This is a genomic window from Streptomyces sp. NPDC003379 (assembly GCF_053589195.1).
The window spans coordinates 96285-122050 of the sequence record NZ_JBSFRK010000002.1 but is presented as its reverse complement, the minus strand read 5'-3'; the positions used below and the strand labels follow the sequence as shown (position 1 = coordinate 122050).

23 protein-coding genes, 1 tRNA gene and 2 pseudogenes are annotated in these 25766 nt (G+C 70.6%); 17 read left to right on the top strand and 9 right to left on the bottom strand.

Annotated features, from left to right (window positions below; translation table 11 throughout):
• Nucleotides 1-32: 32 nt before the first annotated feature.
• The 7 genes from ACWDVB_RS03065 to ACWDVB_RS03035 all read left to right on the top strand — a co-directional run bounded on the left by ACWDVB_RS03065 (nucleotide 33) and on the right by ACWDVB_RS03035 (nucleotide 6441).
• Nucleotides 33-845 carry a class E sortase gene (locus tag ACWDVB_RS03065; protein ID WP_451515617.1) on the top strand — a complete coding sequence of 271 codons (813 nt, stop codon included), beginning with the start codon at nucleotides 33-35 and terminating at the stop codon, nucleotides 843-845.
• Nucleotides 846-928: 83 nt separating this feature from the next.
• Complete coding sequence (locus ACWDVB_RS03060) at nucleotides 929-1252, top strand: DUF6412 domain-containing protein (RefSeq protein WP_451515618.1); 324 nt, start codon at nucleotides 929-931, stop codon at nucleotides 1250-1252.
• Nucleotides 1253-1442: 190 nt separating this feature from the next.
• Nucleotides 1443-2192 (top strand): YidC/Oxa1 family membrane protein insertase, encoded by a 750-nt coding sequence (locus ACWDVB_RS03055; RefSeq protein ID WP_451515718.1) that lies wholly within the window; start codon nucleotides 1443-1445, stop codon nucleotides 2190-2192.
• A gap of 114 nt (nucleotides 2193-2306) precedes the next feature.
• Nucleotides 2307-3164, top strand: a complete 858-nt coding sequence (locus ACWDVB_RS03050) for a fumarylacetoacetate hydrolase family protein (RefSeq protein ID WP_451515619.1) — start codon at nucleotides 2307-2309, stop codon at nucleotides 3162-3164.
• Between the two features lie 58 nt (nucleotides 3165-3222).
• Entirely contained in the window at nucleotides 3223-3777 is a 555-nt protein-coding gene (locus tag ACWDVB_RS03045) for a hypothetical protein (protein WP_451515620.1), read from the top strand.
• A 132-nt stretch (nucleotides 3778-3909) separates the two neighbouring features.
• A complete protein-coding gene (locus ACWDVB_RS03040) occupies nucleotides 3910-4671 on the top strand; it encodes a S1 family peptidase (protein ID WP_451515621.1) in 762 nt (253 codons plus the stop codon).
• A 69-nt stretch (nucleotides 4672-4740) separates the two neighbouring features.
• The gene (locus ACWDVB_RS03035) at nucleotides 4741-6441 is read left to right on the top strand and encodes a hypothetical protein (RefSeq protein WP_451515622.1); all 1701 of its coding nucleotides are present in this window, start codon (nucleotides 4741-4743) and stop codon (nucleotides 6439-6441) included.
• Nucleotides 6442-6513: 72 nt separating this feature from the next.
• Here ACWDVB_RS03035 and ACWDVB_RS03030 read toward each other — a convergent pair whose 3' ends face one another.
• The 4 genes from ACWDVB_RS03030 to ACWDVB_RS03015 all read right to left on the bottom strand — a co-directional run bounded on the left by ACWDVB_RS03030 (nucleotide 6514) and on the right by ACWDVB_RS03015 (nucleotide 9598).
• The gene (locus tag ACWDVB_RS03030; protein ID WP_451515623.1) at nucleotides 6514-6945 is read right to left on the bottom strand and encodes a nucleotide triphosphate diphosphatase NUDT15; all 432 of its coding nucleotides are present in this window, start codon (nucleotides 6943-6945) and stop codon (nucleotides 6514-6516) included.
• Entirely contained in the window at nucleotides 6942-7826 is an 885-nt protein-coding gene (locus ACWDVB_RS03025; RefSeq protein ID WP_451515624.1) for a radical SAM protein, read from the bottom strand. Before ACWDVB_RS03025 ends, ACWDVB_RS03030 begins: the two co-directional genes overlap by 4 nt.
• Nucleotides 7827-7904: 78 nt before the next feature.
• Complete coding sequence (locus ACWDVB_RS03020; RefSeq protein WP_451515719.1) at nucleotides 7905-8345, bottom strand: heme-degrading domain-containing protein; 441 nt, start codon at nucleotides 8343-8345, stop codon at nucleotides 7905-7907.
• A gap of 101 nt (nucleotides 8346-8446) precedes the next feature.
• Nucleotides 8447-9598: a Gfo/Idh/MocA family oxidoreductase gene (locus ACWDVB_RS03015; protein ID WP_451515625.1), complete on the bottom strand. Its 1152-nt coding sequence runs from the start codon at nucleotides 9596-9598 to the stop codon at nucleotides 8447-8449.
• Between the two features lie 56 nt (nucleotides 9599-9654).
• Here ACWDVB_RS03015 and ACWDVB_RS03010 point away from each other — a divergent pair, with 56 nt between their 5' ends.
• From ACWDVB_RS03010 to ACWDVB_RS02980, 7 genes and pseudogenes are all read left to right on the top strand, one after another.
• Nucleotides 9655-10791, top strand: a complete 1137-nt coding sequence (locus ACWDVB_RS03010; protein ID WP_451515626.1) for an ROK family transcriptional regulator — start codon at nucleotides 9655-9657, stop codon at nucleotides 10789-10791.
• Nucleotides 10792-10951: 160 nt separating this feature from the next.
• Nucleotides 10952-11788 (top strand): hypothetical protein, encoded by an 837-nt coding sequence (locus ACWDVB_RS03005; protein ID WP_451515627.1) that lies wholly within the window; start codon nucleotides 10952-10954, stop codon nucleotides 11786-11788.
• Between the two features lie 71 nt (nucleotides 11789-11859).
• A pseudogene (locus ACWDVB_RS03000) lies at nucleotides 11860-12403 on the top strand (GntR family transcriptional regulator).
• Between the two features lie 38 nt (nucleotides 12404-12441).
• Nucleotides 12442-13141, top strand: a pseudogene (locus ACWDVB_RS02995) (2-aminoethylphosphonate ABC transporter substrate-binding protein); the annotation flags it as partial.
• Nucleotides 13142-13214: 73 nt separating this feature from the next.
• The gene (locus ACWDVB_RS02990) at nucleotides 13215-13994 is read left to right on the top strand and encodes an HAD-IIA family hydrolase (RefSeq protein ID WP_451515628.1); all 780 of its coding nucleotides are present in this window, start codon (nucleotides 13215-13217) and stop codon (nucleotides 13992-13994) included.
• A 144-nt stretch (nucleotides 13995-14138) separates the two neighbouring features.
• Entirely contained in the window at nucleotides 14139-14690 is a 552-nt protein-coding gene (locus ACWDVB_RS02985) for a hypothetical protein (RefSeq protein WP_451515629.1), read from the top strand.
• Between the two features lie 16 nt (nucleotides 14691-14706).
• A complete protein-coding gene (locus tag ACWDVB_RS02980) occupies nucleotides 14707-15315 on the top strand; it encodes a class F sortase (protein ID WP_451515630.1) in 609 nt (202 codons plus the stop codon).
• Nucleotides 15316-15609: 294 nt separating this feature from the next.
• On the opposite strand, the gene ACWDVB_RS02975 is transcribed toward ACWDVB_RS02980, so the two are convergent.
• Entirely contained in the window at nucleotides 15610-16368 is a 759-nt protein-coding gene (locus ACWDVB_RS02975) for an ANTAR domain-containing protein (protein ID WP_451515631.1), read from the bottom strand.
• Nucleotides 16369-16539: 171 nt separating this feature from the next.
• Here ACWDVB_RS02975 and ACWDVB_RS02970 point away from each other — a divergent pair, with 171 nt between their 5' ends.
• Nucleotides 16540-17571, top strand: coding sequence for a glycoside hydrolase family 6 protein (locus ACWDVB_RS02970; RefSeq protein WP_451515632.1), 1032 nt, complete (start codon nucleotides 16540-16542; stop codon nucleotides 17569-17571).
• 52 nt (nucleotides 17572-17623) lie between these two features.
• On the opposite strand, the gene ACWDVB_RS02965 is transcribed toward ACWDVB_RS02970, so the two are convergent.
• From ACWDVB_RS02965 to ACWDVB_RS02950, 4 genes are all read right to left on the bottom strand, one after another.
• Entirely contained in the window at nucleotides 17624-19561 is a 1938-nt protein-coding gene (locus tag ACWDVB_RS02965) for a galactose oxidase-like domain-containing protein (protein WP_451515633.1), read from the bottom strand.
• A complete protein-coding gene (locus ACWDVB_RS02960; protein ID WP_451515634.1) occupies nucleotides 19558-21444 on the bottom strand; it encodes a glycosyltransferase family 2 protein in 1887 nt (628 codons plus the stop codon). Before ACWDVB_RS02960 ends, ACWDVB_RS02965 begins: the two co-directional genes overlap by 4 nt.
• Nucleotides 21445-21744: 300 nt before the next feature.
• The gene (locus tag ACWDVB_RS02955; protein ID WP_451515635.1) at nucleotides 21745-22458 is read right to left on the bottom strand and encodes a FadR/GntR family transcriptional regulator; all 714 of its coding nucleotides are present in this window, start codon (nucleotides 22456-22458) and stop codon (nucleotides 21745-21747) included.
• Nucleotides 22459-22548: 90 nt separating this feature from the next.
• Nucleotides 22549-22622, bottom strand: a tRNA-Lys gene (locus ACWDVB_RS02950).
• A gap of 209 nt (nucleotides 22623-22831) precedes the next feature.
• Between ACWDVB_RS02950 and ACWDVB_RS02945 the strand changes: the two genes are divergently transcribed.
• Nucleotides 22832-24268 carry a peptidoglycan-binding protein gene (locus tag ACWDVB_RS02945; RefSeq protein WP_451515636.1) on the top strand — a complete coding sequence of 479 codons (1437 nt, stop codon included), beginning with the start codon at nucleotides 22832-22834 and terminating at the stop codon, nucleotides 24266-24268.
• 139 nt (nucleotides 24269-24407) lie between these two features.
• Nucleotides 24408-25751, top strand: a complete 1344-nt coding sequence (locus ACWDVB_RS02940) for an SPFH domain-containing protein (protein WP_451515637.1) — start codon at nucleotides 24408-24410, stop codon at nucleotides 25749-25751.
• Nucleotides 25752-25766: the final 15 nt, after the last annotated feature.

Genomic DNA, 25766 nt, shown 5'->3' with positions numbered 1-25766 from the left:
GTAGGGGAGGCCTTGTGCGGGAGCGGGTTCCGGTGGTGCAGCAAGGGCGCGGCGCGCGGCGTGGCCTCGCGGCGCGGGTGTTGTGGGGTGGGGCCGAGGCCGCCGTGACCTTCGGGCTCGTACTCCTTCTGCTCGTCGTCCATCAGCTGTGGTGGACCAATCGACAGGCCCGCGCCGCCGCCGAGGAGAAGGTGCGCCAGCTTGAGGAGGAGTGGGGGGAGGGCCCCTCCCGCGCGGGGGAGGGGCCTTCCCGTGCGGGGGCGGGTTCGGGTTCGGGCTCCGGCGGAGGGTCACCTTCGAGGGACGGAGGCGGCGTCCGCGGTGGGAGCGGTGGCAGCTCCGCCTCGCGGGGCGGGGACGGTGCGGCCCGCGACCCCGGAACTGCCCCCCGCTGGGACCACGCCTACGCCGTCCTCCGCATTCCCCGCATCGGCATCCGCGTCCCCGTTGCCGAGGGGGTCGGCGAGAGCGGTGTCCTCGATCAGGGGTACGTCGGGCATTACCCCCGCACCGCCCAGCCGGGCCAGGCCGGGAACTTCGCGCTCGCCGGGCATCGCAACACCCACGGAGAGCCCTTCCGGTACATCAACCGGCTGCGGGGCGGGGACGAGCTGAGGGTCGAGACCAGGAGCGCCGTATACACGTACGTCGTCGACAAGCGGGTGGCGCGGACCTCCGCCCATGACGGGGGTGTCCTTCGCAGTGTGCCGCGCAGCGATGTGCGCGGCGGGTACGGGTACCGCGAGCCGGGGTTCTACATCACCCTCACCACCTGCACCCCCGAGTACACCTCCAAGTACCGGCTCGTGGTCTGGGGCAAGCTGCGTTCCATGCGTCCCCGATAGCAGCCGCTCCCGGTACCGATCGATCCTGTATAACGGGCGGTACGACAAGAAGACCGCGCGCTACGAGAGAGGAGGGACCCACGGTGCAGGAACTCATCCGCGGCTGGAAAGCCGCCGCCCGCCCCGCCCTGCTCCTCCTCTTCCTGCTCGTCGAGGTCGTCCTCGTCGACACCGGCAGCCTCACCGCCGCCGTCGCGCTCGCCGCGACCGCCGCCGCGGGGTCCGCGCTCGCCGTCTGTTCCGTGATCGCCGCGCGCTGCGCGCCCGCCGTGCCCCGCACCAGAGTGCGCACGGCCATCCGCGACCGTGAACGGCGCACCGCCTTCCTGCCCCAGCGCGATCCCGACGCCAGGGGCCGAAGGCGCCCCCGAGCACCCGGCCGTCCCCTCCTGACGGCCGCCGCGTAGGGGATCGCACCACCAGCGCAGCACCACCAGCGCACCACCACCGCAGCACCGCTGCCGCGCCAACCCCCTCGCGGGTCGTCATGCCGACGCGATGTCCTCCATCGACTTCGCTTCCCCTCTCCCCGGCACGACGAGACCCCCGGAGGGCTCCTCCATGTCCAGCTTCTTCTCCGACTCCTTCGCCGCCTTCATGTCCGTGTTCGCGAGCCTCGTCGAGCACCTCGCCGATCTGCTCGACCCGCTGTTCCAAGGCTCGTCGACCGCCGCCGCGATCGTGCTCTTCACCGCCTGCGTACGACTCCTCGTCCACCCCCTGTCGCGCGCCTCGGCCCGCGGGCAGAAGGCCCGCGCCAAGCTCTCGCCGCGGATCGCGGAGTTGCGCAAGAAGCACGCCAAGAACCCCGAGAAGCTGCAGAAGGCGGTCCTCGAACTGCACCGCGAGGAGCAGGTGTCGCCGCTCTCCGGATGCCTGCCCAGCCTCTTCCAGCTGCCCGCGTTCTTCCTGCTCTACCACCTCTTCTCCAACTCCGACATCGGCGGCGAGGCGAACGCGCTGCTCGGCCACACCCTCGGCGCCGCGCCGCTCGGCGGCCGGTGGACGGACGCGCTGGCCGACGGCGGGCTCCTCGGGGCGCAGGGCCTGGTGTATCTGGCGCTGTTCGCGATCGTCGCGGCGGTCGCCACGTTCAATTACCGGCGCACCAAGCGGCAGATGGCGGCCACGCCGCTGCCCCAGGCCGGCGACCAGCAGGTGCCGGGCATGGGCGCGATCACCAAGGTCATGCCGCTGATGTCGTTCATGACTCTGTTCAGCGTGGCCGTGGTGCCGCTGGCCGCCGCGCTGTACGTGGTGACCAGTACGACCTGGAGCGCGGTCGAGCGGGCGGTGCTGTACCGGGACATGCCGGGCGGGGCGGGGGCGCTGGCTACCGCCGGGTAACGGTCCAGTACGTGAACCGGGTATTGCCTACGGCACAGCGACCTTGGACGATCGACCAAACCTCCGATGGCCGCACCCATCGGCCGGGCCACGCTCGACCAAGGGAGACTGACCATGAAGCTGCTGCGAGTCGGTACGGCGGGGGCGGAGCGCCCCGCGCTGCTGGACGCCGACGGGACCCTCCGGGACCTGTCCGGGGTCGTCGACGACATCGACGGCGCAGTGCTCGCCGACGCGGACGCGCTCGGCCGGGTACGGGCCGCCGCGGCCTCCGGGGAGCTGCCCGTCCTCGCGCCCGAGGGGCTGCGCGTCGGGCCGCCGCTCGCACGGATCGGCAAGGTCGTCTGCATCGGGCTCAACTACCACGATCACGCCCGCGAGACCGGGGCCGAGCCGCCCGCCGAGCCCGTCGTCTTTTTCAAGGCGGCGGACACGGTGATCGGCCCCGACGACACCGTGCTGGTGCCGCGCCGCTCGGTGAAGACCGACTGGGAGGTCGAGCTGGCCGTGGTCATCGGACGTACGGCGCGCTATCTGGAGTCGCACGAGGAGGCGCTCGCGCACATCGCGGGGTACGCGGTGGCGCACGACGTGTCCGAGCGGGAGTTCCAGATCGAGCGGGGCGGCACCTGGGACAAGGGCAAGAACTGCGAGACGTTCAACCCGCTGGGCCCCTGGCTGGTCACCGCCGACGAGGTCCCGGACCCGCAGGCGCTGTCCCTGAAGCTCTGGGTCAACGGCGAGCTGAAGCAGGACGGCACGACCGCCGAGCAGATCTTTCCGGTGGCCGAAGTGGTGCGCTACGTAAGCCAGTTCATGACGCTCCACCCCGGTGACGTCATCAACACCGGTACGCCGGCGGGCGTGGCCATGGGGCAGCCCGAGCCGAAGCCGTATCTGCGGGCCGGGGACGTCGTGGAGCTGGAGATCGAGGGGCTCGGGCGGCAGCGGCAGGAGCTCAAGGACGCGTAAGCCGGGCTTGGCACGTGCAAGCGGGGACCGGAGGGCGGCGGCGCGGCATGATGGGGTGGTGGGACTGACTCCGGCCGAAGCCGCCCTCTGTGGCACGGCGTTGGGCGCTACGGCCACGTTCTCCAGCGCCTGGTACATCCAGCGGGCCACGACCAGGCGGGAGCGGGAGAACCGGATCTGGGACCGGCGCATGGAGGTCTACGACGAGGTGATGATCGTCGTCAGACGGATGGCGGACCTGCGCGAGACCGTCCTGCGGACCGGCGCCTTCCCCGAGCGGCGCGCCGGTGAGGCCGCCGTGGTCGACGACGTGGTCCCGCTCCTGGCCCGCCTGGAGATCTACGCCACCGACCCGCTGCTCGACGCCTGCAAGGACATGTTCGACGCGGGGCACGAGTGGAACTGGGCGTGGGGCGCCTGGCGCACCCAGCGCGGCAACAACCCGCGGCGCGGCGAGGACGACGACCTGTGGGTGGAGTTCGAGCTGACGGTGGACAAGTCGCGCGAGTCCGACGGAATCGTCCTTGATCTGCTGCGGGCGGAAGTGCACACGGAGAAGAGACGGAAGCGGCGGAAGTTGCGGGAGATTCTCCGTGTGAATGGGGGACGGTAAAATCTGGACTCTCCTCCGGCATATTCGTTTCTTCTGTTTCCCGGCCCGGTTCATCGCAACCTTTTCTGGCTACCATTGCGTCTTCCGGGCGAGAGCGGGGATTCGCTCCGGGGCCGGACCGGGGGGTGGCCCGTGGTGTACGACGAGTACTTCATCGAAGTCTTCCGGGAAGAGCGCCGACTGGGCTCCGGGGTGCGGCTCACCCGGGACTTCGCCCTCACGGCGGCGCACTGCCTGGAGGGGCGCGAGTTGGAGGGCAGGGTCGCGGTCAGGCTCTGTCTGCCGGACGGCAGACACGCCACCGGTGAGGTCCAGGACTACGACAGGGCGTCCGACCTCGCGCTGCTGAGGCTCATCTTCCAGAAGGACGAGGACGTCCAGCTCCCCGGGGTCTGCTTCGACGACGCCCGGCCGCAGGAACTGTGGAAGGCGACGCACCAGCCGCCGGACGGCGACGACATCCTGTGCGGCAGCGTCGCCGAGGTCTCCTACACCTACGGAAGCACGGGCAGGGGAGGGACGATCAGCGCACTGCGGCTCGACTGCGGATGGATACCGGACGACTACGCGGTCTTCGCCGGCAGCCCGGTGGAACGCGGCGACCCCTACCGTACGCCGGTGGTCCTCGGACTGATCGTCCAGGACCGGGCGGGCGGCGCACCGGACGGCACGCTCTTCGCCGGCACGGTGCGGGAGGCCGTCACGCGGTTCAAGCGCTTCCGGTTCCGCGTCGAGGACCTGGCCGGGGAACCGGCACCGCCCCTGGCCGTGCGGCCGTTCGTCGTAGGGGCCACTGAGACGGAGAAAGAGATCCTGATCAGGACCGCGGTGGAGGACGCCCTCGACAAAGCGGGCTTCCCCCGCGTGGTGAGAGTGCACTGGACGCGCCGCTGACCGCACTGGACACGCCGCCGACCCCAGCCCACCGGCGATCGGGCGACGGCACCCGGGAGGGACGGGACCATGACGACAACGCAGTACCTGGACGACGCCATAGCGGCGGCGGAGAAGATGCTCCTGGCGCCCGACGGCCCACGGCGCCGGGACAAGGACCGCCTGGCGGACCACGTCAAACACGTCAGGGGGCCCGATCCCGGCGAGCGCTGCCAGCAGTTGCGCGCCGAGCAGCTCACCCACCTCGCCCGTCTCCTCGGCGCCCTCGGCATGAAGACGCTGTCCCTGTCCGTGGCCGACATGACGCTGCGGCACATGGAGATAGCGGAGGCGGACCACCAGGTCTACGCGGCCTCCGTCTGGGACGGCCTCGGCTCGCTGCTCGCCGAACACGGCGACCTGGAGCGCTCCCGGCACATCCTGTGCCGCGCGCTCAGCAGGGCGGAGCGCGGCAGCCTCGTACCGGAACGGGGCCGCATCCTCGCCAACCTGAGCGCGGTGAGCCTGCGGATGGGCAACGTCGACGACGCCGACATCTGGGCCGGCAAGGCGCTCCGGGAGATGGACACCCGCTGGGAGGACGACGACCCGGAGGCGCGCCTGACCGCCGACTGGGTGCGCCTCGAAGTGGCGAGGGCGCGCAAGGACAGCGCGCAACTGGCGCCGGTCATGGAGGTGTTCGAGCGGTCGGTGGAGCGGTCGGTCCGCCTCAAGGGCGGCGCCCATCCGACGGCCGTCGCCGCCCGGCGCACCCTCGCCACGGCCCGCTTCGAGGCGGCGGCCGCCGCGCACGACGTGGAGCGCAGCGAACGCGAACTGTGCGAGCTGGAGATCGTCAAGCTGAACGCGTCGGCGCTCCTCGGGGCCGGCCACCGGGAGACGATCGTGGCCCAGGCGGCGCTCGCCGTCGCCGAGTTCGAGGCCGCCAGCGGCGGTTCGGGAAGCCTGCCGCGCAGGCAGCGCGCCGTGTCCCTGCTGGAGACGGCGGAGGAGATGGCCGTGGAGGTGCTCGGCCGTGAGCACGCCCAGACGCTCGCGATCCGGGAGGCGCTCGCGCACCTGCGGGTGGCGACCGTGCAGACGGACGACCTGCCGTACCTCATCGACCGCACCTACACGCCGCAGGAGAACGACCTGCGCAACGACGCGAAGCGGCGGGCGATCGACGCGGAGCGCAACATCGTCCGGCTGACCGCGCACGCCGGCGCCTCATATTTCCTCGGTGACCTGGATATCTTCTACTGGCAGATTCGCGGCGCCCTGGAGCGCGGCACCTATTTCCACGTGATTCTGAGCAGCCCTTGGAACAATCTCGCGATCTTCATGCAGCACGGAGCGGACGCGGAGCGGGCGAGCCACGAGAACATCGTGGACCGGGTGCGGGCGAGCACCTATTACCAAGAGACGTTCCGGCCGGTCATCGACTCCTATCTCGACCTGCGCGAACAGTTCCCGGACCACATCGAGCTGAAGCTGACCCCCACCGACATCTCGGGGTCGACGCTGCTCACCTCGCAGGTCGGCTTCTTCGAGCCGTACATCACGATGAACCCGCTGCACCGGACCCGCAGGGGCCTGAGCGTCTTCGAGCACCGGTTCAACAAGGACAGCAAGTACTACGCGGACAGCCTGGCCGCGTTCCGTACGCAGTGGGAACTGACCAGCACCTGGGAGCAGTTCGGGGTGCACGAGGAGCAGCACCAGGGGCGGCTGCGCGCGCTGATGGCGACGCAGTCCGACGACCGGCTGAGCAAGCGGGCCGAGACGTAGCGGGCCGAGACGTAGCGGGCCGAGACATAGCGGGTCGGGGGCGTCACGGTCGGGGGTGTCACGCTCGGGATATCACGGTCGGGACAGCGCGGTCAGGGGGCGGTGCAGGGCGCCTTCCCTGATGCTCCTGAGCACACCGGCCGAGCCGACGAAGAGCGCGTCGGGCAGCGCGTCCAGCGGCCAGAACTCCCAGCGCAGACAGCGGTCCGGTTCGCATACGCGGATGTCGCCGGTGTAGTCCACGACCTCCACGCCGACCTGCATGTGGTGATTGGCGGCCGGGTCCGGGTCGGTCACGCAGGCGACCCGCAGGCCGAGCGCCTCGATGCCGGTCTCCTCGGCCAGTTCGCGGCGGGCCGCGCCCATCAGGGACTCGCCCACTTCCAGATGGCCGCCGGGCAGGCCCCAGGTGCCGGCGCCGAAGCCGCCCGCGCGCAGGCCGAGCAGTACGTCACCGCCCAGCCGGATGATGGCCTGGACTCCCACGCGTACCTGTGTCGTCATCGGGAACTCCTCAGACGTGGGTAGGTACTGTCAAAATTCTTGACGTTCCTGTCGAGAGTGATCAAATCGGCGGGCCGGAGCGTGCCGTCCGCCAGCCTCTCGAAGAGATTCCCGATTCTTCGTTCGCCATCCTTGTCGACGACGACGATCTCGCAGTCCGGATCGATGAAGAAGTAACTGCCGGTTCGGGTGGCGTTGCGGTACACCCGCAAGGTCACGCCATATTCCTCGGCGGCCTCCTCGCACTCCTTCACCACCTCCTCGAACACGTCGTCCCCGATGGAGAGCCAGTCACGGTTGTCCGCGCCGTAGTTGGTCTCCGACATTTGGTAGACCTTCCACACATGAGGGAGGGAACCCTCGTCCTCGATCAGATCGAGGACCCGTGGGGCGCCTTTGACGTTGAGGCGCGTCACGACCGTGCCCAGTTTCACCTGGACGTGCTGATGGTTCTTGCGCACTTCCCTCAGCAGCCCGAGCACCTTCTCGCGGTGCGGCGCGGCGCCGCCGGTGCGCATCAGCCCGTGCTCCGTGCCGTCCTTGGACTCCAGGGGCAGGGCGAGCCAGGAGAGGCCCGGAAGGATGCGCTCCATGGTCCGCAGCGGGGCGAGGCCGTTGGTGCTGAGGACGACGCGGGGGCGCAGGCCGTCGGCGTCGGGGCGGCTCAAGGCCGCCACGAGATCGGGGAGATAGCCGAGCAGAGTCGGTTCGCCGCCGGAGAGGACGACGCCCCGCACGCCGCCGTCCCGCAGGGCGGCGGTCACCTCCCGGGCACTCTCCCAGGTCATGGACGGGACGTCGTGGCGCGGCCCGAAACAGAAGGGGCAGCTGAGATTGCAACGGCCGATGGGGCGCAGATCTACGAATGCGGGCAGTTGCATGGAGGGACCTTATGGGGTCCATGGGGCCGCGAGCTCCCGGACTCACACCTTCCGCTGAACAATTCCCGTTCGGCTGCGCTATTCGGCGAGGAAACGCTCCAGCACCTCCACCACCAGTGCGTGATCCTCCACCTGCGGCAACCCCGAAACCACCACCGCGCCGACGACGCCCGCGCCCTCGACCGCGAGCGGGAACGCGCCGCCGTGCGCCGCGTACATGTCGGGGTCCAGACGGGAGGAGTCCTCGAACGTCGTGCCCTTGGCGCGGAAGCGGGAGCCGACCAGGTAGGACGAGCAGCCGTAGCGCTCGACGACGCGGCGCTTGCGGGCGATCCAGGCGTCGTTGTCCGGGGTGGAGCCGGGCAGCGCCGCGTGGAAGAGCTGCTGGCCGCCCCGGGTGATGTCGATCGCCACCGGGGCGCGGCGCTCGCGGGCCAGCTCCACGAGGAGGGTGCCGAGCGCCCACGCGTCGTCGTAGGTGAAGCGGGACAGGACCAGGCGGCGCTCCTGGGCCTCCAGTTCGTCGATGGCCGGCGCGGCGGGCCGGGTGGGCTTGGCGGGCGTGGGCGCGGCGGCTTCGCGTGCGGCGGCTTCGCGTGCGGCGGCGTCGCGTGCGCCGGTCACAGCGTCACCGTCACACCGTCGCGGGCCGAGCGGCGGGCCGCCTGCAGGACGTCCAGGGCGGCGGCGGCCTGGTGCGCGGTGACGGGGTTGTCGCCGGTGCCGCGCAGGGCGTCGGCGATCGCCGCGTAGTACGCGGGGTAGTCGCCGGGCAGCGTCGGCACGGGGCGGCCGCCGCCGGTCGCCGGGGACTCCCCGGAGCCGATCCGGCCCCACATCGTCTCGGGCTCCACGCCCCAGGGGTCCTGCGTGCTCTGCGCGTCCCGCGTGTTCTGCGCGTCCCGCGCGTCCCGCGTGTTCTGCGTGGCGGGGCGCCTGCCGTCGCGCAGGGCCGCCTCCTGCGGGTCGAGGCCGTACTTCACATACCCGGCCTTCGACCCGAGGGCGCGGAAGCGCGGGCCCAGCTGGGCGGTGGTGGCGCTCACGTACAGGTGCGAGCGGACGCCGTTCGCGTGGGTGATCGCGATGAACGTGTCGTCGTCGGCCTCCGCGCCGGGGCGGCGGACGTCCGATTCGGCGTACACGCTCACGGCCGGGCCGAAGAGGACCAGGGCCTGGTCGACGACGTGGCTGCCCAGGTCGTAGAGGAGACCTCCGATCTCTTCCGGGTTCCCGGACTCGCGCCAGCCGCCCTTGGGCTTCGGCCGCCACCGCTCGAAGCGGGACTCGAAGCGCCATACGTCGCCCAGCTCGCCGTCCGCGAGGAGCTGGCGCAGCGTACGGAAGTCGTTGTCCCAGCGGCGGTTCTGGAAGACGGAGAGGAGCAGCCCGCGCTCGTCGGCGAGGGCCGCCAGCTCGCGCGCCTCGGCGGACGTGCCCGCGATCGGCTTGTCGACGACGACCGGCAGGCCCGCCTTGAGGGCGGCCGTGGCGAGCGATACGTGCGTCTTGTTCGGGGACGCGACGACGATCAGGTCCAGCTCGTCCGCCCGCTCCCACAGCTCGTCGGCGGAGGCGGCGCAGCGCAGGCCGTCGCCGAACTCGGCGCGGGCCTGTGCCTGCCGCTCGGGGTTCGACGTCACGACCGTGTCGAGGACGAGGCCCTCGGTGGCGGCGATCAGCGGGGCGTGGAAGACGGAGCCCGCGAGACCGTATCCGACGAGGCCGACGCGGAGGGGGGAGCGGGAGCCCGAGGGGCCTGTACCAGTCATGCCCTCCACTTAAGCAACGGTGTTGCCAAAGTGCAAGCGGAAGGGACAATGGCTCCGTGAAGTCGTACGTGAACAGGGCGAACTCCGGAGTGAACCTGCCGGCGCTGCGCGGGCACAACGCCGCGCTCGTGCTCGATCTGCTGCGCACGGCGGGCGAGGCGGGCATAAGCCGCCTTGAGCTTGCCGAGCGCACCGGGCTCACCCCGCAGGCCGTCAGCAAGATCACCGCCCGGCTGCGGGCCGAGGGTCTTGCCGCGGAGGCGGGCCGCCGCGCCTCGACGGGCGGCAAGCCCCGCACCGTGCTGCGCCTGGTGCCCGACGCGGGCCACGCGGTCGGCCTCCACCTGGACCGCGACGCGCTGACGGCGGTCCTCGTCGACCTGACCGGCACGGTGGTCGCGGAACGCCACGCGCCGCTCGCCTTCGGCGTGGGGGCGGAGGCGGTCGTGGAGGCGGCGGCGGGGGAGGTGCGGGGGCTTCTGGCGGAGTCGGGCGACGGCGCGGCCGACGGGGCCCTTTCCGGGGTCGGGGTCGCGTTGCCCGGGCCGCTCGATCATGTGGGCGGGGTGCTGCGGCGCGTGACCGGGTTCCCCGGGTGGGAAGGGTTTCCGCTGCGGGACGCGCTGGCGGAGCGGCTCGGGATGCCGGTCGTCGTCGACAAGGACACCAACGCCGCCGCTCTCGGCCTGGCCCTCGCGGGCGCCGTCGACTCCTTCGCGTATCTGCATCTGGGCACCGGACTCGGCGCCGGGCTCGTGCTCGGCGGCTCCGTCCACCGGGGCGCGCGTACCGGCGCGGGCGAATTCGGCCACCAGGTGCTCCAGTTGGACGGCCCGCCCTGCGAGTGCGGGGACCGCGGCTGCGTCGAGGCTCTCTGCCTCGCGGCCGTCGCCCGGGGCGAGCTCGACGAGGCCGCGCGGGTGCTCGGCACGGCCGCGGGGAATCTGGTCGGGCTGCTCGACATCGACCGCGTCCTGCTCGGCGGGCGGACCGTGTTCGCCGCCGAGGAGCTGTTCGTACGAGGTGTGGGCACCGTCGTCGCCGAGCGCGTCCGGCGTGGCGGCGGGGAGGCGGAGGTGTCCGTCGCGCTCGCCCCGGGAGGGGAGCGCGGGGTCGCGGAGGGCGCGGCCCAGCTCGTCCTCGCGCCCCTCTTCGGCCGCGCGAACGTGGCCTTCCCCGCCAATCGCGATTGACGGGGATCTCGACTGATCGTGCGGTTCTGGGGCGGCCGATCGGGCCTACCGGGGGGTGGCGCCACGGTGCTGCCCGGCCCGCGTGGCAGGGTCCGTGGCAGGGACTCCCCGTCACCCCCCCCGCTTTGCCGATCGGTGTTCAGCTCAGCAAAGGTCTGCCATGCGATTCCGCAGTTCCGTCACCTTCGGCGTCGCCACCACCGTCGCCGCCGCCCTCACGTCCGCCACGGCCGGGACGTCCGCCGCGGTGGCGCAGCCCGGTCTCGCGGTGGCGCAACCGGGTCTCGCGGTGGCGCAACCGGGTCTCGCGGCGGCCTCCCCCCAGGTGCGGCAGCAGCGGAACGCCGACGTGGACCCGCCCACCTGCGCCCCCGCCGACAGCGCCGCCTTCCCCGTCGACACCCGCATCCAGGAGGGCCCCGCCGCCTACCGTCCGGGCGGCGACCGGCAGGGCTGGACGATCGACCTCACCAACGCCACCGGAGAGCCCTGCGCCGGTATCCACCCGATCCTGGTCCTCGTCGACCAGCGGCAGCCGATGCGGTCGGACCAGATCCGGCTGGAGTTCCACGACGGGACGCGCTGGCGGCCCGTGCGGTTCGAGCGGACCGACCAGGACGAGCACGTCGGCGTCTTCGACGACGGCTTCCCGGGTTTCACGGTCGGCCCCGGCAGCACCGTCACCGTCAAGGTCCGGCTGGGCTTCACCGCCGACACCCGGCCCACCCGCGTCGTGGCGTCCGCCGCGCTCGTCCAGCGCAGGGACGACGACGGCGACTGGGTCGGCGATTCCAACGACTACACGTTCGCCATCGCGGACGACGCCCCCGACGACCCGTCCGGCACCGCGCCGCGGCCGCGGCCCGAACCGGTCGAGCAGCTGGCACAGACCGGCCCCGCCGTCCTGCTCGGCGTGGGGGCCGCCGCCGGCGCCCTCGTCCTCGGCGGCGCCGCCCTGCTGACGCGCTACCGGCGCCTTCGGGCGGGCGGCCGCTGACGCCGACGGTCACTTCGCCGGCCGGCCCTCCGTTCACCTTCCGGTTCACGTACGTCTGCGAACATCCCCGCGTGGACAACCCGAACCCCGTAACCGCCCCCGCATCCCCTCCCGCCCACCTGCTCGACCAGGCACCCGGCGCCCCCATCCGCTCCGGCATCCCCGAGCACGGGCGCATCCCGAAGTACTACGCCGTGAAGGCCAGGATCGCCGCCCTCACCGACGAGTTGGGGGACGGGCAGCCCCTGCCCACCGAGCGGGACCTCGCCGTGCGGTACGAGGTGGCGCGCGAGACCGTGCGCCAGGCGCTGCGCGAACTCCTCCTGGGGGGGGCGGCTGCGCAGGCAGGGGCGGACGCCCGGCCGTCACCTCATCTCCCTCGACCGCTTCCCGTGCCCGGCCGCCGAGCTCTGCTTCGCGCTCTCCATGGGCGAGTTGAGCGCCACGATGATGCTCTACCCGCCGGACCGGATGCCGCTCCCCGTGCGGATCCACGCGGCCACCGACCGCGGCTCCACCTTCACCGGCGCCGCCCTCGCGGTGGTCCTGATGGCGGCGACGCTGCTCGTGCTCCTCGCCGTCTCCCGTATCCGCACCCGGGCCTCCTACCGCTGAACCGTCCGCCCTCCCAGGCTCTGCAAGGAGTACACGACGTCATGTCCCGGTCCAACACCCAGGCCGACGTCATCATCACCCTGCCGCCCTTCATCCAACAGGCCGACGAGAACGGGCTGCTCCAGACCTACAGGCCCAAGGGCTCCGAGGAGGTCGACGGCGCCGACAAGGACGCCGACGGCAAGTGGACCTCCGTCGTCAACAACTACTTCGGCTTCATCCGTGCTCATCAAGGCCATGCACGACTTCGGCGGCAAGGAGCCGGCGATGGCGTATCTGAAGAGGCTCCAGACCAACAACGTCGGCCCGTCCGCGCCCACCGGCAAGCTGGCGCCCAAGGTCGACAAGGGCGAACTGCTCGCCGCCAACGGCGACGTCCAGATGAACTACGCGCAGTCCAAGGACATGCCGAACCTCGGCATCTGGTTCCCCGCCAGGCGGGGTTCCAGGCCGACCACCTTCGCCCTCCCGTACGCCGCCGGGCTCGTCAGCAAGGCGCCGCACAACGCCAACGCGCGGAAGCTCCTCGACCACTTGCTCAGCCAGTCGGCGCAGCAGCAGGTCAGCGAGGTCGGCGGCGGCTTCGCGGCCCGCAAGGACGTCAAGGCCACCGACGCCGACGCGGTCGCCCTCGACAAGATCATGGACGGTGTCGAGATCTTCGAGCCGGACTGGACGGACATCTCCGAGAACCTCCGTACGTACGTGGAGGACTGGAAGTCGGCGACAGGCAGCTGAACGTAGGGTGGGGGCGTCGGCACAGCGCTGTCCCGGCGCCCCAGCCAACCCGTTCACCGCAGGAGTGCACCCCATGGCAGAGCGCAAGCCCATCGAATCGTGGCTCACCGACATGGACGGCGTGCTCATCCACGAGGGCGTCCCGATCCCCGGCGCCGACGCGTTCATCAAGAAGCTGCGCGAGTCCGGCAAGCCCTTCCTGGTGCTGACGAACAACTCCATCTACACCGCGCGCGACCTCCAGGCCCGGCTGACCCGCATGGGCCTCGAAGTGCCCGTCGAGAACATCTGGACCTCCGCGCTCGCCACCGCCAAGTTCCTCGACGACCAGCGGCCCGGCGGCACGGCCTACGTCATCGGTGAGGCGGGGCTGACCACGGCCCTGCACGACATCGGGTACGTCCTCACCGACCACGACCCGGACTACGTGGTGCTCGGCGAGACCCGTACGTACTCCTTCGAGGCCATGACCAAGGCCGTACGTCTCATCAACGGCGGCGCCCGCTTCATCTGCACCAACCCCGACGAGACCGGTCCCTCCACCGAGGGCCCGCTGCCCGCCACCGGGGCCGTCGCCGCGCTGATCACCAAGGCGACCGGCAAGAACCCGTACTTCGCGGGGAAGCCGAATCCGTTGATGATGCGGACGGGGCTGAACGCGATCGGGGCGCATTCGGAGACCAGCGCGATGATCGGTGACCGTATGGACACGGATGTCCTTGCCGGACTGGAGGCGGGGATGGAGACGTTCCTGGTGCTCACCGGGCTTACCGCCCGGGGGGACATCGGGCAGTATCCGTTCCGGCCGTCTACTGTTGTTGACTCCATTGCTGATCTTGTTGAGCGGGTCTGAGGCCGCCGCTTCGCGGCGGATCCATCCCACTCACCCACCCGTTTGCCCCGCATTGAGTTGCTAAGAGGGCGGTTGGCTGCGTGAATCTCGTAGTACAGGAGGTTCGCGATGCGTATATGTTCCCTTGCTCTTCGTGTGAGCGGGGTGGCCGTCCTTGTGGGGGCCGCCCTGCCTGCCGGAGCGGCCCAGGCCCATGACGTCGGCTCCGTGCGGGCCACCGTCGTCCCCGCGAGCGCCGCGCCCGGCGCCACCGTGCAGGTGAGCGTCTCGGGCTGCGAGAGCACCACCGGATCGGCCGGGGCAGGGGCCTTCGAAGGGGAAGCCGAGCTCACCCGGCGCGACGGCGGCGGCACCGACTCGCTCAACGGCAGCGCCAGGATCAGGAACGGCGTCACCGGTTCGTACGAACTCACCGTCATCTGCGACGGCCACCCCCACCAGGGCGTCGGCACCGTCCGGGTGAACCCGCGGAAGCCGGAGAAGTCGACCTCCCCGTCGCAGACCGCTGAGCCGACCTCCCCGGTGCGGGCCGGTGGCGGCGGCACCGCGAAGTTCACCTCCGTCGCGTCCGCCGAGGCGGGCGACGCGGACGAGGCCGGCCCCGGCACCCGGCACGCCGTGGTCGGCCTCGTCCTCGCGGGGGTCGCGGCGGTCGCCGTGGCGTTCCGCAGCGCCCGCCGGCGCCGCTCCGACTGACGGGCGGGGCGAGACCGTGTCCGGCGGTGAACGCCCGCCCGGGTCCGGACGCACGCTCACCGGCGTCGCCTGGGCGGTCCTCCTGGCCGGCGGCCTGTGGCTGTGGGGCAGCGACCTCATGGACCAGCCGGGCGGCCCGCCCGCCCACGAGCCGCTGGCGCCCGCCCGACCGCAGCGGCTCGACGTGCCGTTCCTGGAGGTGAGGGCCCCGGTGACCGCCCGCGGCCTGGACACCGAGGGCGCGATCGACCCACCGCCGTACGACCGGCCGGAGACCGTCGGCTGGTACGGCGGCGGCACCCACCCCGGAGCCCCGGGCGCCGCCCTCTTCGTAGGCCACGTCGACACGGAGACGAAGCCCGCGGTCTTCTACGACCTCAGCGCGGTGCGCCCCGGCGAGAAGGTGACGGTGGCCCGGGACGACGGCACGGTCGCGGAGTTCACGGTCGACGACGTCGAGGTCGTCACCCGTGAACGCTTCGACGCGAAGAAGGCGTACGGCCCCCACGAGGAGGGCCGTGCCGAACTGCGCCTCATCACCTGCGGCGGCACCTTCGACAGGGCCACCCGCAGCTACACGGCCAACGTGATCGTCTCGGCGTATCTCACGGGAGTGAGGCGCTGACCCCTCGGGTCCCGGTCGCGCCCACCTGACCCGATCGGCGGCCCGCTCCCCCCGGAGCCGCCGACCGGGCTGGTCCTCGACCGCGCGCGCACGAGCTGCGGGAGAAACCCGGCGCCGGCGCGGGAGGTTCACAGACCATCCCGAATCGCGGAATGGCACACATGGCCGGGGGCTGGGGCCGTCCAACAAACTCTAGGACGAATGAGCGCGTCGGCCTAGAGGGCGTCAGAGGTCGAATAACGCCAAGTCGCGATCCCCTTTCCCACCGTGATCGACGCAGGTGGAACCGGTTTCTCAAGAAGGCGGGGACAGCCCGCGCCGAAGCGCTTCACCGTCGATCGTCCCCTTGATCACCTGGGCGGCGACCAGGTCGATGACCTGGCGTTCTCTGCGCGCATAACGCCGCAGCGCCTCAAATGCCTCGTCCATGCCGGTGTTCCAGCGCTCGGCGAGGACGCCTTTGGCCTGTTCGATGCGAATACGGCTGTCCAGCGCCGTCTGGAGCTGTTCCGTGAGCGTTCGGTAGCGCGTGAGAGCGCGATGATTGCGCAGGCCCACCGCCGCGGCGTCGGCCAGCGCCTGCGCGATCCCCAACGCGCCTTCCAGAGCCGCCGATTCATGTGCGTGCGTTACGAAGACATTCAGTACGCCGAGTGTCGAACCGCTGTGCCGCAGCGGCACCGCGAAGGTCTCCGCGACGCCGTGCTCGCCGGCCCGCTCGGCGAACGCGGGCCAACGGGCCTTCGCGTCACCGGAATCGACACGGACCGGTGGCACGGACTTGCCTGTGCCGAAGCTGTCGATACACGGGCCTCCCTGGTGCTGCGCCGCCAAAAGGGCGTGCACCACCTCCTGTCGGCGACTGCCGGGGACAAGGTGGATCCCGTCGTTCCCGTCGGCGTACAGCACGCCGGCACCCTGCACGTCGAGCAGTTCCACCGACTGGTCCGAGACCCGTCGCAGATACCGTTCGGGGTCGAAGTCGTCGGTCAGCGTGTTCGCGGTCTCCACCAGCACTTCCGCGAGCCGCAGTACGCATGGGCGGTGCGCCATGGCCCTCTCTCCTCCAACTCCCCGCGGACTGCGCCTACCCTCCCACGGCGTGCGGTAACACCTCCGGGTAACAGCTCTCCTACAGGTCTACCCGCAGGACGGGCGGGCCTCGTGGGAGGAGGGTGCGTATGTCAGGATTGAGATACGGACAGTGCACCCAAGGGGGAGTGGATGTACCACAAAGGCACCGGCCGCGGACACGTTTTCGCGGCCCGGGGGGTGAGGACGGGAGTGGCGCTCGCGGGGGCCGCGCTGCTCCTTTCCGGGTGCTCCTCCAGCGGTGACCCGGAGGGGGAGACGTCGGGTCCGCCGGTGAAGCAGCAGCCCAAGGGGAAGGACCCGTACTGGGTCAACCCGCAGGGGAACGCGGCCAAGCAGGTCGCCGCGTACGAGAAGGACGGCAAGAAGGACGACGGCGCGCTCATCCGCAAGATCGCCGAGCAGCCCGTCGCCGAGTGGATCGTCCCGGAGAACGCGGAGGACCAGGCGCGCGGCTTCACCGAGGCCGCCGACAAGGCCGACCGGGACGCCCTGCTCGTCCTCTACAACATCCCGCACCGCGACTGCGGCCAGTACTCGGGCGGCGGCGCGGCCGACGGCAACGCGTACCGGACGTTCGTCGACCAGGTCGCCGAGGGCATCGGCGACCGCCGCGCCACGGTGATCCTGGAACCGGACGCCGTGCTCCACATGGTCGACAACTGCACGCCCGAGCAGTTCCACGAGGAGCGGTACGACCTTCTCAAGGGCGCCATCGGCAAGCTCAAGTCCCTGAAGAACACGAAGGTCTACCTCGACGCGGGCAACGCGGGCTGGCAGAACCCCGACTCGCTCTGGGAGCCCCTGAAGCGGTCCGGCGTCGAGCAGGCCGACGGCTTCTCGGTGAACGTCTCCAACTTCCAGACCACCGAGGCCAGTACGGAGTTCGGCAGGAAGCTCTCGGCGAAGATCGGCGACAAGCCGTTCGTCATCGACACGGGGCGCAACGGCAACGGACCGTACGACAAGGGCAAGGACTCCTGGTGCAACCCGCCGGGCCGCGCGCTCGGCGAGGCGCCCACCACGAAGACCGACGATCCGCTCGTCGACGCGTATCTGTGGGTCAAGCGGCCCGGTGAGTCCGACGGGACGTGCCGGGGCGGCCCCAAGGCGGGGGAGTGGTGGCCCGAGTACGCGCTGGGCCTCGCGAAGAACGCCGGTTGAGGAGAGCCCCGTCAGCGGCGCCCATCACGGGGTGCCGCTGACGGGGCGCCGCTCACGGCACGTGGACCCACCGGGCCTTGCTCGGGGTGCCCTGATCGTCCGTCACGAAGAGCATGTACCAGCCCGATTCGACCAGGCTGCGGTTCTTCGGGACCGTCACGGTGACCTTGCCCTTCGACTTCTTCAGGTCGAGCGCGATCGACGTCTGGTCGATGTCCGTGACGTGCGTGGAGGCGCTCGGCCTGATGAGACGGGCCGTCTTGATGGCGGAGGAGTGCTTGGTCGGGAAGGTCCCCGACTCCCCCCGCTCGATCGTCTTCGGCCCCTTGCCGAGGCTCGGCTGCGAGCCGTGGTACAGGTAAGGCGGCGTGTAGATCTCGATGCGCTGTTCGAAGACGCCGGGCTTGGTGTTGGCCTTGTCGGCGTAGAGCGAGTCGGAGCCGAAGAACATCACGCGGCCGTCGGGCAGCAGGATCGAACCGGAGTGGTAGTTGCGGCCCACCTCCGGGTCGGCGACCCGCCGCATGTCACCCGTCCTGGCGTCGTAGATCCGCGCCTGGTGGATGTTGGAGTCGCTGCGCCCGCGGTAGTCCTCGGAGCCGCCGGAGATCAGCACCGTGTCGTCCGGCAGCGTCGATATCTGCGGATAACGCGTGCCCTTCTCCAGGGAGGGGCCGTCGACGAACCGCGGCTCGTCCGCTTTCAGGTCGACGACGCGGGTCTTCTCGCTGGACTCCTTGGACTCGCCGACACCGCCGCCGCCGACCACCATGTACTTCTGGTCCTGCGCGGGCGGCAGCTCGACCGTGCCGGAGGTCTCCAGGAGCTTCTGGTCGCTCAGGCCCGGGATGCCCCGCCACTTGTTGGTCTTCAGGTCCCAGATGCCGGGCTTGCGGCCGACGTCGTCGGGGCCGTAACCCGCGTTCGAACCGGAGTAGAACAGCTTGCCGTCGGTCATCTGGAAGATCGCCGGGTACGTCGGGAACTGCCGGATGCCCTTGGTGTACGTCCACTTCTTGGTCTTCGGGTCGTACACCTCGTTCTTGCCCGGCACCAGCTGGCCGATTTCGTCGAGCCCCGAGGTGGAGAGGATTTTGCCGTCGGTGAGCGTGGTCAGCGTGGGGTACCAGCGCGCCTCGTTCATCGGGTCGACCTTGATGTACCGCTCGGCGACCGGGTCGAACTCGAAGGCGTCCTTGATGCCCTGGAAGTCTTTCTTGTCCAGGGCGAGCTTCTGCGCCATGCCGTAGACGTTGCGGGTGTCGGAGCCCTTCAGACCCTGGATGCGGTAGTTGTCCTGGGTGCCCGTCTCGTGCTTGGCGCCGCTCTTCGCCGCCTCGACGTAGACGCGGCCGAGGCCCGGCTCGGTGCCCAGGAACCTGCCGGTCTGCTTGTCGAAGACCTTCTTCGCCTTCTCCACCAGGATGTTGTCCTGGGAGACGAACGTCTTGCCGTTCTTCTTGCCCGTGAACTTCGTCCCCGCGGGGATCGTCTTCGGCTCGTCCGGGTCCTCGTTGTGGACGATCATCAGGCCGCCGGCCTTGGTGATGTCGCCCTTCAGCTTCTCGTAGCGCTGTGTGCCGCCCGCGATCAGCAGATTGCCGTTGCCCAGCTGGGTGTGGCCCGTGCAGAACAGGTCGGTGGGCGTCGGGATCTTCTTGATGGTGCCCTTGACCGGGTCCCACAGGCGGGTGTCGAACTTCTTCTTGTCGAAGTTCTTCTGGTTGTTGCCGGAACCGGCGACCAGGAGCACCTTGCCGGTGTGCAGCAGGGCCGCGTGGATCGTGTTCTGCCGGTACTCCTCGGGGAAGTCCACGACGTCCCAGTGGCCGTTGTCGGCCTTGTACTCCGGCTTGTTGATCTTGTAGTCGTGGTACTTCTCGGAGCCCACGCGCCACAGCCAGGGGCCGTTCATCCCTGCCAGCGCAAGGACGACCGCCGCGCCTATCGCGATGCGGCGGGCGCGGCGGCGGCTGGAACGGTCTTTCATTGGTTATGTCCCCCAAGGGAAATCTGCATGGTCTGGTCGGGCGCCGCCCAGCTGGGCTTCTGCTGCGGAACGATCACGTCCGGCGCGGGCGGCCCGGGCTTCTTCTTGTCCTTCCGCATGCCCCAGCGCCACGCGAAGATCGGCGCCGCCGTGATCAGCAGGGCGAACGTGGCCCAGATGATCATCGCGGGGTGGGAGTGCCCGTACACGAAGGAGGCGGCCATCGAGCCACCGAAGACCAGGATGAAGAACAGGTGGATCCGGAAGGTCCCGAACAGCGTGTCCGGGCTCGCCGAGTCGCCCTTGGGGGTCACCACGAACTTGCTCTTGCGGCGCAGGGCCGCGTCGAGGAGCGAGCGGGCGTAGATCGGCGCGGAGAGGGCCGACATCACCATGCCCGCCACACCGCCGGAGCCCTCGGGCTCGTGCGGGGAGACGTTGTGCCTGCGGTTCCAGATGTAGAGGCCGATCTGGAGCGCGGAGGCGTTGCCGTACAGCATCAGCCAGATGGTCGGGTCGATGTTCACGCCGGACGCGCCGAGGCCCAGGAACAGCGCGCAGCTCAGCGCGGCCAGGATCCAGTTCATGGCGGACATCGGGTAGAAGATGACCATCATCGTGTAGTTGAAGAGGCGGCCCGGGGGCAGCGAGAACGGCGCCTTCCAGAACTGCTTGAGGATCGTCTCGTACGTCCCGCGCGACCACCGCAGCTGCTGCGTGAAGAAGTCCGTCCAGGCGTTGGGCCCCTCGCCGACCGCGAGCACGTCCGGCGTGTACACGGACTTCCACTTCTTGCCGGTCGCCGGGTTCGTGGCCCGGTGGATCTCGAAGCCCGTGGCCATGTCCTCGGTGATCGAGTCGTACAGGCCACCGATCTGCTTCAGGGCCCTGATGCGTACGGCGTTGCTCGTGCCGACGAACATCGGCGCGCCGTAGGCGTTGCCCGCCCGCTGGATCAGCGCGTGGAAGAGGAACTGCTGCGACTCGGCGGCCTTGGTGACGAAGTTGTCGTAGTTGCCGTAGACCTGCGGGCCGATGACGAAGCCGACGTTCTCGTCGCGGAAGAAGCCGAGCATCCGCTCCAGGTAGTTCGGCATCGGGACGTGGTCGGTGTCCACGGAAGCGAAGTACTCGTAGTCGTCGCCGTGCGCGTCCAGCCAGGCGTTGTAGTTGCCGTGCTTCGTCTTGGCGCGGTGCGGGCCCTTCGTCATGTTCCACTTCGCGACGCCCTTGCGCGAGAAGTGGTGCACGCCGAGCCGCCGGCAGACCTCCTTGACCTCCGGGTCGTCACCCTCGTCGAGGAGCCATACGTGCATCGGACCGCGGTGACGGATCCTGACCGCGGCCTCCAGTGTCTTCGTCACCATCTCGATCGGCTCCTTGCCGGGCACGAACGAGGTGAGGAAGGCGACTCTGGTGCCCGTCTCGGGCACCACGGGTATCGGATCGCGGGCCACCAGGGTCGCGTGCGCGTTGGAGAGCACGTTCATGCAGCGGAAGAACTCGATCAGGCCGATCGAGACGAGCATGACGACGTCGAGGACCGGCAGCCAGTCGTTGGCGACGTAGTCCCGCTCCGTCCAGTGCTCGGGCTGCAGCAGCCAGCCGAGCAGGACGAGAGAGAGCAGTGGGGCCGCGCCCAGCATCAGCGCGGCCCGGATCTTGTGCGGCTCCTGCGAGAGGAGCGAGCGATACTTCACCCGGTACGGCTTGCTCGGGTCCGGCTGGGTCAGCGGGCCGGCGAGCCGGCTGTAGTGCTCGTAGTCGTACCGCGGCAGGGTCTTCTTGATTCTGCGGAAACCGCCCGTCCTGTGCGACGGCACCCGTAGCTGGGTCGTCTGTGACGGGTCGTTCTGCCGCGCGCCCGTCGGCGTCGACGTCATGAGTCATCCCCCCGCACGCGGTCACCCCGCGTGTTCGTTGGTCCTTCCGTCCGCCCGGATCCCCCTCGACCCCGCGGACGCATCAGTGGCAGGCCACCGTCCCCTTAGACATGGAACGACAACCTTCCGGTTGCATGATGCCCCCCTCGGCATCGCCTCATGAACGGGGACCCCCATCCCTGCCCCGCCGCGGACCGCACGAGCCCCCAATTGCCCGGCATCGTCCGCCTCATGTGAGCCAATGGCTCCAGAACAGGGTTCTACGCCCTGCAGCGTGATCGCAAGGGCGATACAAGGTGTTTACCGGTCATACGAGCGATTTTTGGCGTCTATGGAGACAGGTGAGGTCAGACGCGTTCGAATGTTGCCGAAGTGTTCCCGTATGGCCCGCTCGGCGCGGAGGGCGTCCCCCGAGCGCACCGCCGCCAGGATCTCCCGGTGCTGGCGGCAGGTGATCTTCGGGTCCTGCGGTACGTCCACCAGATCCGTGCGGACCTTGTGGAAGGCGTCCCAGAACGCCTCAAGGACCTCGCCCAGGAGGCTGTTGCCCAGGCCGCGGTAGAGCGCCGCATGGAAGGCGCGGTCGGTCTCCGCGCGCACGGCGCCCTCCGCGGAGGCCGCCTCGGCGTCCATCCGGTCCACCAGGGCGTCGAGCTCGGCGAGGTCGGCCTCCGGGACGCGGCCCGCGAGGCGCGCGATCAGCCCCGTCTCCACGGCCTCGCGCAGTTCGAGGAGCTGGAGCAGGCTGTCCTCGCCGCGGTAGTGGCCCGCGACCGTGCGGAAGGCGAGGCCCTCGATCATCGGCGCGACCGACATCGGACCGACATACGTACCGAAACCATGCCGGATCTCCACGATCCCCATCGCCTGGAGCGCCTTGAGCGCCTCCCGTACGGAGTTCCTGCTGACGCCGAGGCGCTCCATCAGCTCGGGCTCGGTGGGGAGCGAGGCCCCCGAGGGCAGCCGGGAATCGATGATGAGCTTCTTGATCCGCTCCTGGATGTCGCGCGCCATGGCGCAACCGTAGCGGTAGGGGCGGGAGCGCAGGCCCGGTCCTGAACACGACGAAGGCCCTCCGCGTGAACGGAGGGCCTTCGCTGTCTGTGCGCCGCCAGGGACTCGAACCCCGGACCCGCTGATTAAGAGTCAGCTGCTCTAACCAACTGAGCTAGCGGCGCCTGCTGACCTGGAGAACTCTACCGGATGTCCGGGGGTGCTCCGGACCGCCCGGGCCGCCCGTGCGGGTTCCGGTGGGCCGCGCCCGGAGGCCCGCCCGGAGGCCCGCTACATCATTCGGACCGTCAACATGCGGTATCGCGGGACAGTTGAGAAACTGACGGATGTGCAGATGCGCGGACATTCTTTTCAGGGGTGTGAGGGGAATCGCATGGAGGACGCTCCGGTATTCGAGGAATTCGTTCCCGAGAGCGACTGCGACTGTCCCGGTTGTGTTCATTGGCGGCGCTCCATGGCGCACGCGCTTCCGGTGCGCCTCGGGGGTCACCCGGCGGCGCACGGCGCGCGCCGCGCCCTCGTCCTCGCGGCGGCGGCCGGCACGGTGCTCGGCGGCCAGACGCTGCCGACGGTGGCCGCCGCCGAGGTGGCCGCCACCGAGGTGGGGGGCCATTCGGCGGCCCGGCCCGACCCCCGCCCGGGGGACGACGTACCGGATACGCCGCAGGGCCGCACGAGCCCGCTGCACGGCGGCTCGGGGACTCCGGCGGCGTCGGTGTACGGCGCTATCACCCGGGAGGTGATCATCGAGCGGGCCATGACGTGGGTCACCGCGAAGGTGCCGTACAGCATGGAGAAGTACTGGACCGACGGCTACCGGCAGGACTGCTCGGGCTTTGTCTCGATGGCGTGGAACCTGAGCGGAAACGAATGGACGGGCACCCTCGACAAGTACGGGGTGCCCATTACCAAGGAGCAGCTCAAGTCCGGCGACATTCTCCTCTTCCACAATCCGGAGAACCCCACCAACGGTTCGCACGTGACGATTTTCGGCGGCTGGACGGACTCCAAACAGACGCATTACATCGCGTACGAACAGACCCGCCCGCACGCCCGCAGACAGGCCACTCCCTATGCCTATTGGTCGAACGCGGACCGCTATCTGGCCTATCGCTTCAAGGGCGTGGAGGAGGACGACGACGACCCGACGGATGACGACCCGACGGACGAGGGCGCAGCGGTTGAGGGTGCGGCGACTGAGGGCAAGACGACTGAGGGAAAGACGGGCGAGGGCAAGGCGGATGAGGGCAAGGTGGGCGGCTCCGGCTCCACGGAGGCGACGTACCCGGGGGCGGGGTCCTTCGGCCCCGGGGCCAGCAACAAGTACGTGACGCAGCTCGGCAAGGCACTGATCGCCCGGGGCGCCCAGCGCTTCTACCGGTCGGGCCCCGGCCCACGCTGGACCGACGCGGACCGCCGGGCGACGCAGGCGTTCCAGCTGGCGCAGGGCTGGTGGGGCGGGAACGCGGACGGGCTGCCGGGCCCGACGACGTGGTCGTACCTGATGAAGGGGCAGGGGCGGAACATCCCCCGGGCGGGCGCGGGCCCGATCACCGACGGCAGGCAGGGGGCGCCCGCCTACCCCGGCAGGGGCGTCTTCCGCCCCGGCCAGTCGCACACGGCGATCGAACAGCTCGGCAGGCAGCTGGTGAAGAAGGGCTTCGGCAGACACTACGCACGGGGCCCGGGCCGCACCTGGACGGAGACGGACCGCCGCAACGTAGAGGCGTTCCAGCGCGCACAGGGCTGGCGGGGCGCGGCGGCGGACGGCTATCCGGGGCCGGAGACGTGGCGGCGGTTGTTCCGGTGAGGGGTGTGACTCGGGCAGGAATGTGGCCGAGGCACGAGTGAGGCCGGGGCATGGATGTGGCCGAGGCACGAGTGAGGCCGGGGCACGAATGAGGCCGAGGTACGAGTGAGGCGGAGGTACGAATGAGGCGGAGGCACGGATGAGTGCGACGGCAGCTTCACAGCCACAGTCCCCGCAGTCCGGCGGGGCGCCCGAGCAGGCCGCCGCACGGCCGCCGCGGGTGATCCAGAGCGAGGCCACCACCGAGATTCCCGTCCACCTCCTCTTCCGCGACGACCCGGACGACGCGACGGGCGTCCCCCTGCCACCCGCCGTGGTGCGGCGAAGGCAGGGGACGGGGGAGCAGCCCCGGGCGACGGCGCGGCGGCCCGCGCTCGATACCGGGACCGGGGCCGGAGCCGGGGCCGGGGCCGGTGTCGGTCCCGGAGGCGGGGCTGCGGTCGGGTCCGTGGCCGCCGCCCCCGTCGACTCCGTGGCGCGCCCCGTGCCCGACGTCGACCCCGCCCTCGCGGAACGCCGGGCGCGCGTCCTGCCCGGCCTCGTCGGCGTACTCGGCGGCTGCGTGGGCGCCGCCGGCTGCGCGCTGTCGCTGTGGTGGGCGGGGGTGCTGCCCGAGCCCGCGCTTCGGGTGATGGGTGTGACGGGCGGGACGGGTATTACGGGGGTGTCGGGGGTGACCGGTGTGACGGGTATGCCGGGTGTTACGGGTCTGCCTGGATACAAGGGTGCCGGGCTCGGAGCCGCCCAGTGGATCTCACTCGCCGGATCGGGGACGCTCGGTCTCTTCGGGTTCGGCGGGCTGGCGCGGGGCCGGGTCGGCAGGGCGTGGGTGCTCAGCCTCTTCGGCCGCTACCGGGGCACCGTCCGCCGCACCGGACTGCTGTGGGTGAACCCCCTGCTGCTGCGCCGCCGCGTCGACGTACGCCTGCGGCACTGGAGGAGCGAGCCGATGGCCGCCGTGGACCGGGGCGGGGTCGCGCTGCGGGTCGTCGTCCTCGTCGTATGGCGGGTCAAGGACCCCGCGCGGGCGACGCTCGCGGTCGAGGACCACCAGGAGTACCTGCGGCAGTGCGTGGAGGCGACGACGGCCCGGGTGCTCTCGCGGCTGCCCGCCGACGCGTTCCACGACGACGCCCCGGCCCTGCGCGACACCCCCACCCTCCGTGACGCCGACGCCGTCAGCGCGGCGCTGACCCAGGCGCTCGCCGCCGACGCCGAGGCGGTCGGCGTCGAGGTCTTCTCGGCCCAGCCGACCCGGATCGAGTACGCCCCCGAGGTCGCCGCCGCGATGCAGCGCCGCCGGGTCGCCGCGCTCGACGCACGGCACCGCGACACCGTACTGACCTCGGTGGTCGACTCGGTGGAGGACACCGTGACGCGGCTGACCACGCGTGGCCTGGTGGAGCTGGACGACTACGAGCGCAAGGCGTTGGTGAAGGACCTGACGGTGGCGTTCTGCACGGGCCACGGGGAGCACCGCTAGGCCGGCCACGCCCCA

Bases quoted from the DNA above. Each gene is read 5' to 3' on its own strand.
- ACWDVB_RS02940 (WP_451515637.1), top strand. From the start codon at position 24,408: ATGAGTGCGACGGCAGCTTCACAGCCACAGTCCCCGCAGTCCGGCGGG.
- ACWDVB_RS03050 (WP_451515619.1), top strand. From the start codon at position 2,307: ATGAAGCTGCTGCGAGTCGGTACGGCGGGGGCGGAGCGCCCCGCGCTG.
- ACWDVB_RS02945 (WP_451515636.1), top strand. From the start codon at position 22,832: ATGGAGGACGCTCCGGTATTCGAGGAATTCGTTCCCGAGAGCGACTGC.
- ACWDVB_RS03030 (WP_451515623.1), bottom strand. From the start codon at position 6,945: ATGACGACACAGGTACGCGTGGGAGTCCAGGCCATCATCCGGCTGGGC.
- ACWDVB_RS03035 (WP_451515622.1), top strand. From the start codon at position 4,741: ATGACGACAACGCAGTACCTGGACGACGCCATAGCGGCGGCGGAGAAG.
- ACWDVB_RS02970 (WP_451515632.1), top strand. From the start codon at position 16,540: ATGTACCACAAAGGCACCGGCCGCGGACACGTTTTCGCGGCCCGGGGG.
- ACWDVB_RS03015 (WP_451515625.1), bottom strand. From the start codon at position 9,598: ATGACTGGTACAGGCCCCTCGGGCTCCCGCTCCCCCCTCCGCGTCGGC.
- ACWDVB_RS02955 (WP_451515635.1), bottom strand. From the start codon at position 22,458: ATGGCGCGCGACATCCAGGAGCGGATCAAGAAGCTCATCATCGATTCC.
- ACWDVB_RS03025 (WP_451515624.1), bottom strand. From the start codon at position 7,826: ATGCAACTGCCCGCATTCGTAGATCTGCGCCCCATCGGCCGTTGCAAT.
- ACWDVB_RS02960 (WP_451515634.1), bottom strand. From the start codon at position 21,444: ATGACGTCGACGCCGACGGGCGCGCGGCAGAACGACCCGTCACAGACG.
- ACWDVB_RS02975 (WP_451515631.1), bottom strand. From the start codon at position 16,368: ATGGCGCACCGCCCATGCGTACTGCGGCTCGCGGAAGTGCTGGTGGAG.
- ACWDVB_RS03055 (WP_451515718.1), top strand. From the start codon at position 1,443: ATGTCCGTGTTCGCGAGCCTCGTCGAGCACCTCGCCGATCTGCTCGAC.
- ACWDVB_RS02990 (WP_451515628.1), top strand. From the start codon at position 13,215: ATGGCAGAGCGCAAGCCCATCGAATCGTGGCTCACCGACATGGACGGC.
- ACWDVB_RS03005 (WP_451515627.1), top strand. From the start codon at position 10,952: ATGCGATTCCGCAGTTCCGTCACCTTCGGCGTCGCCACCACCGTCGCC.
- ACWDVB_RS02965 (WP_451515633.1), bottom strand. From the start codon at position 19,561: ATGAAAGACCGTTCCAGCCGCCGCCGCGCCCGCCGCATCGCGATAGGC.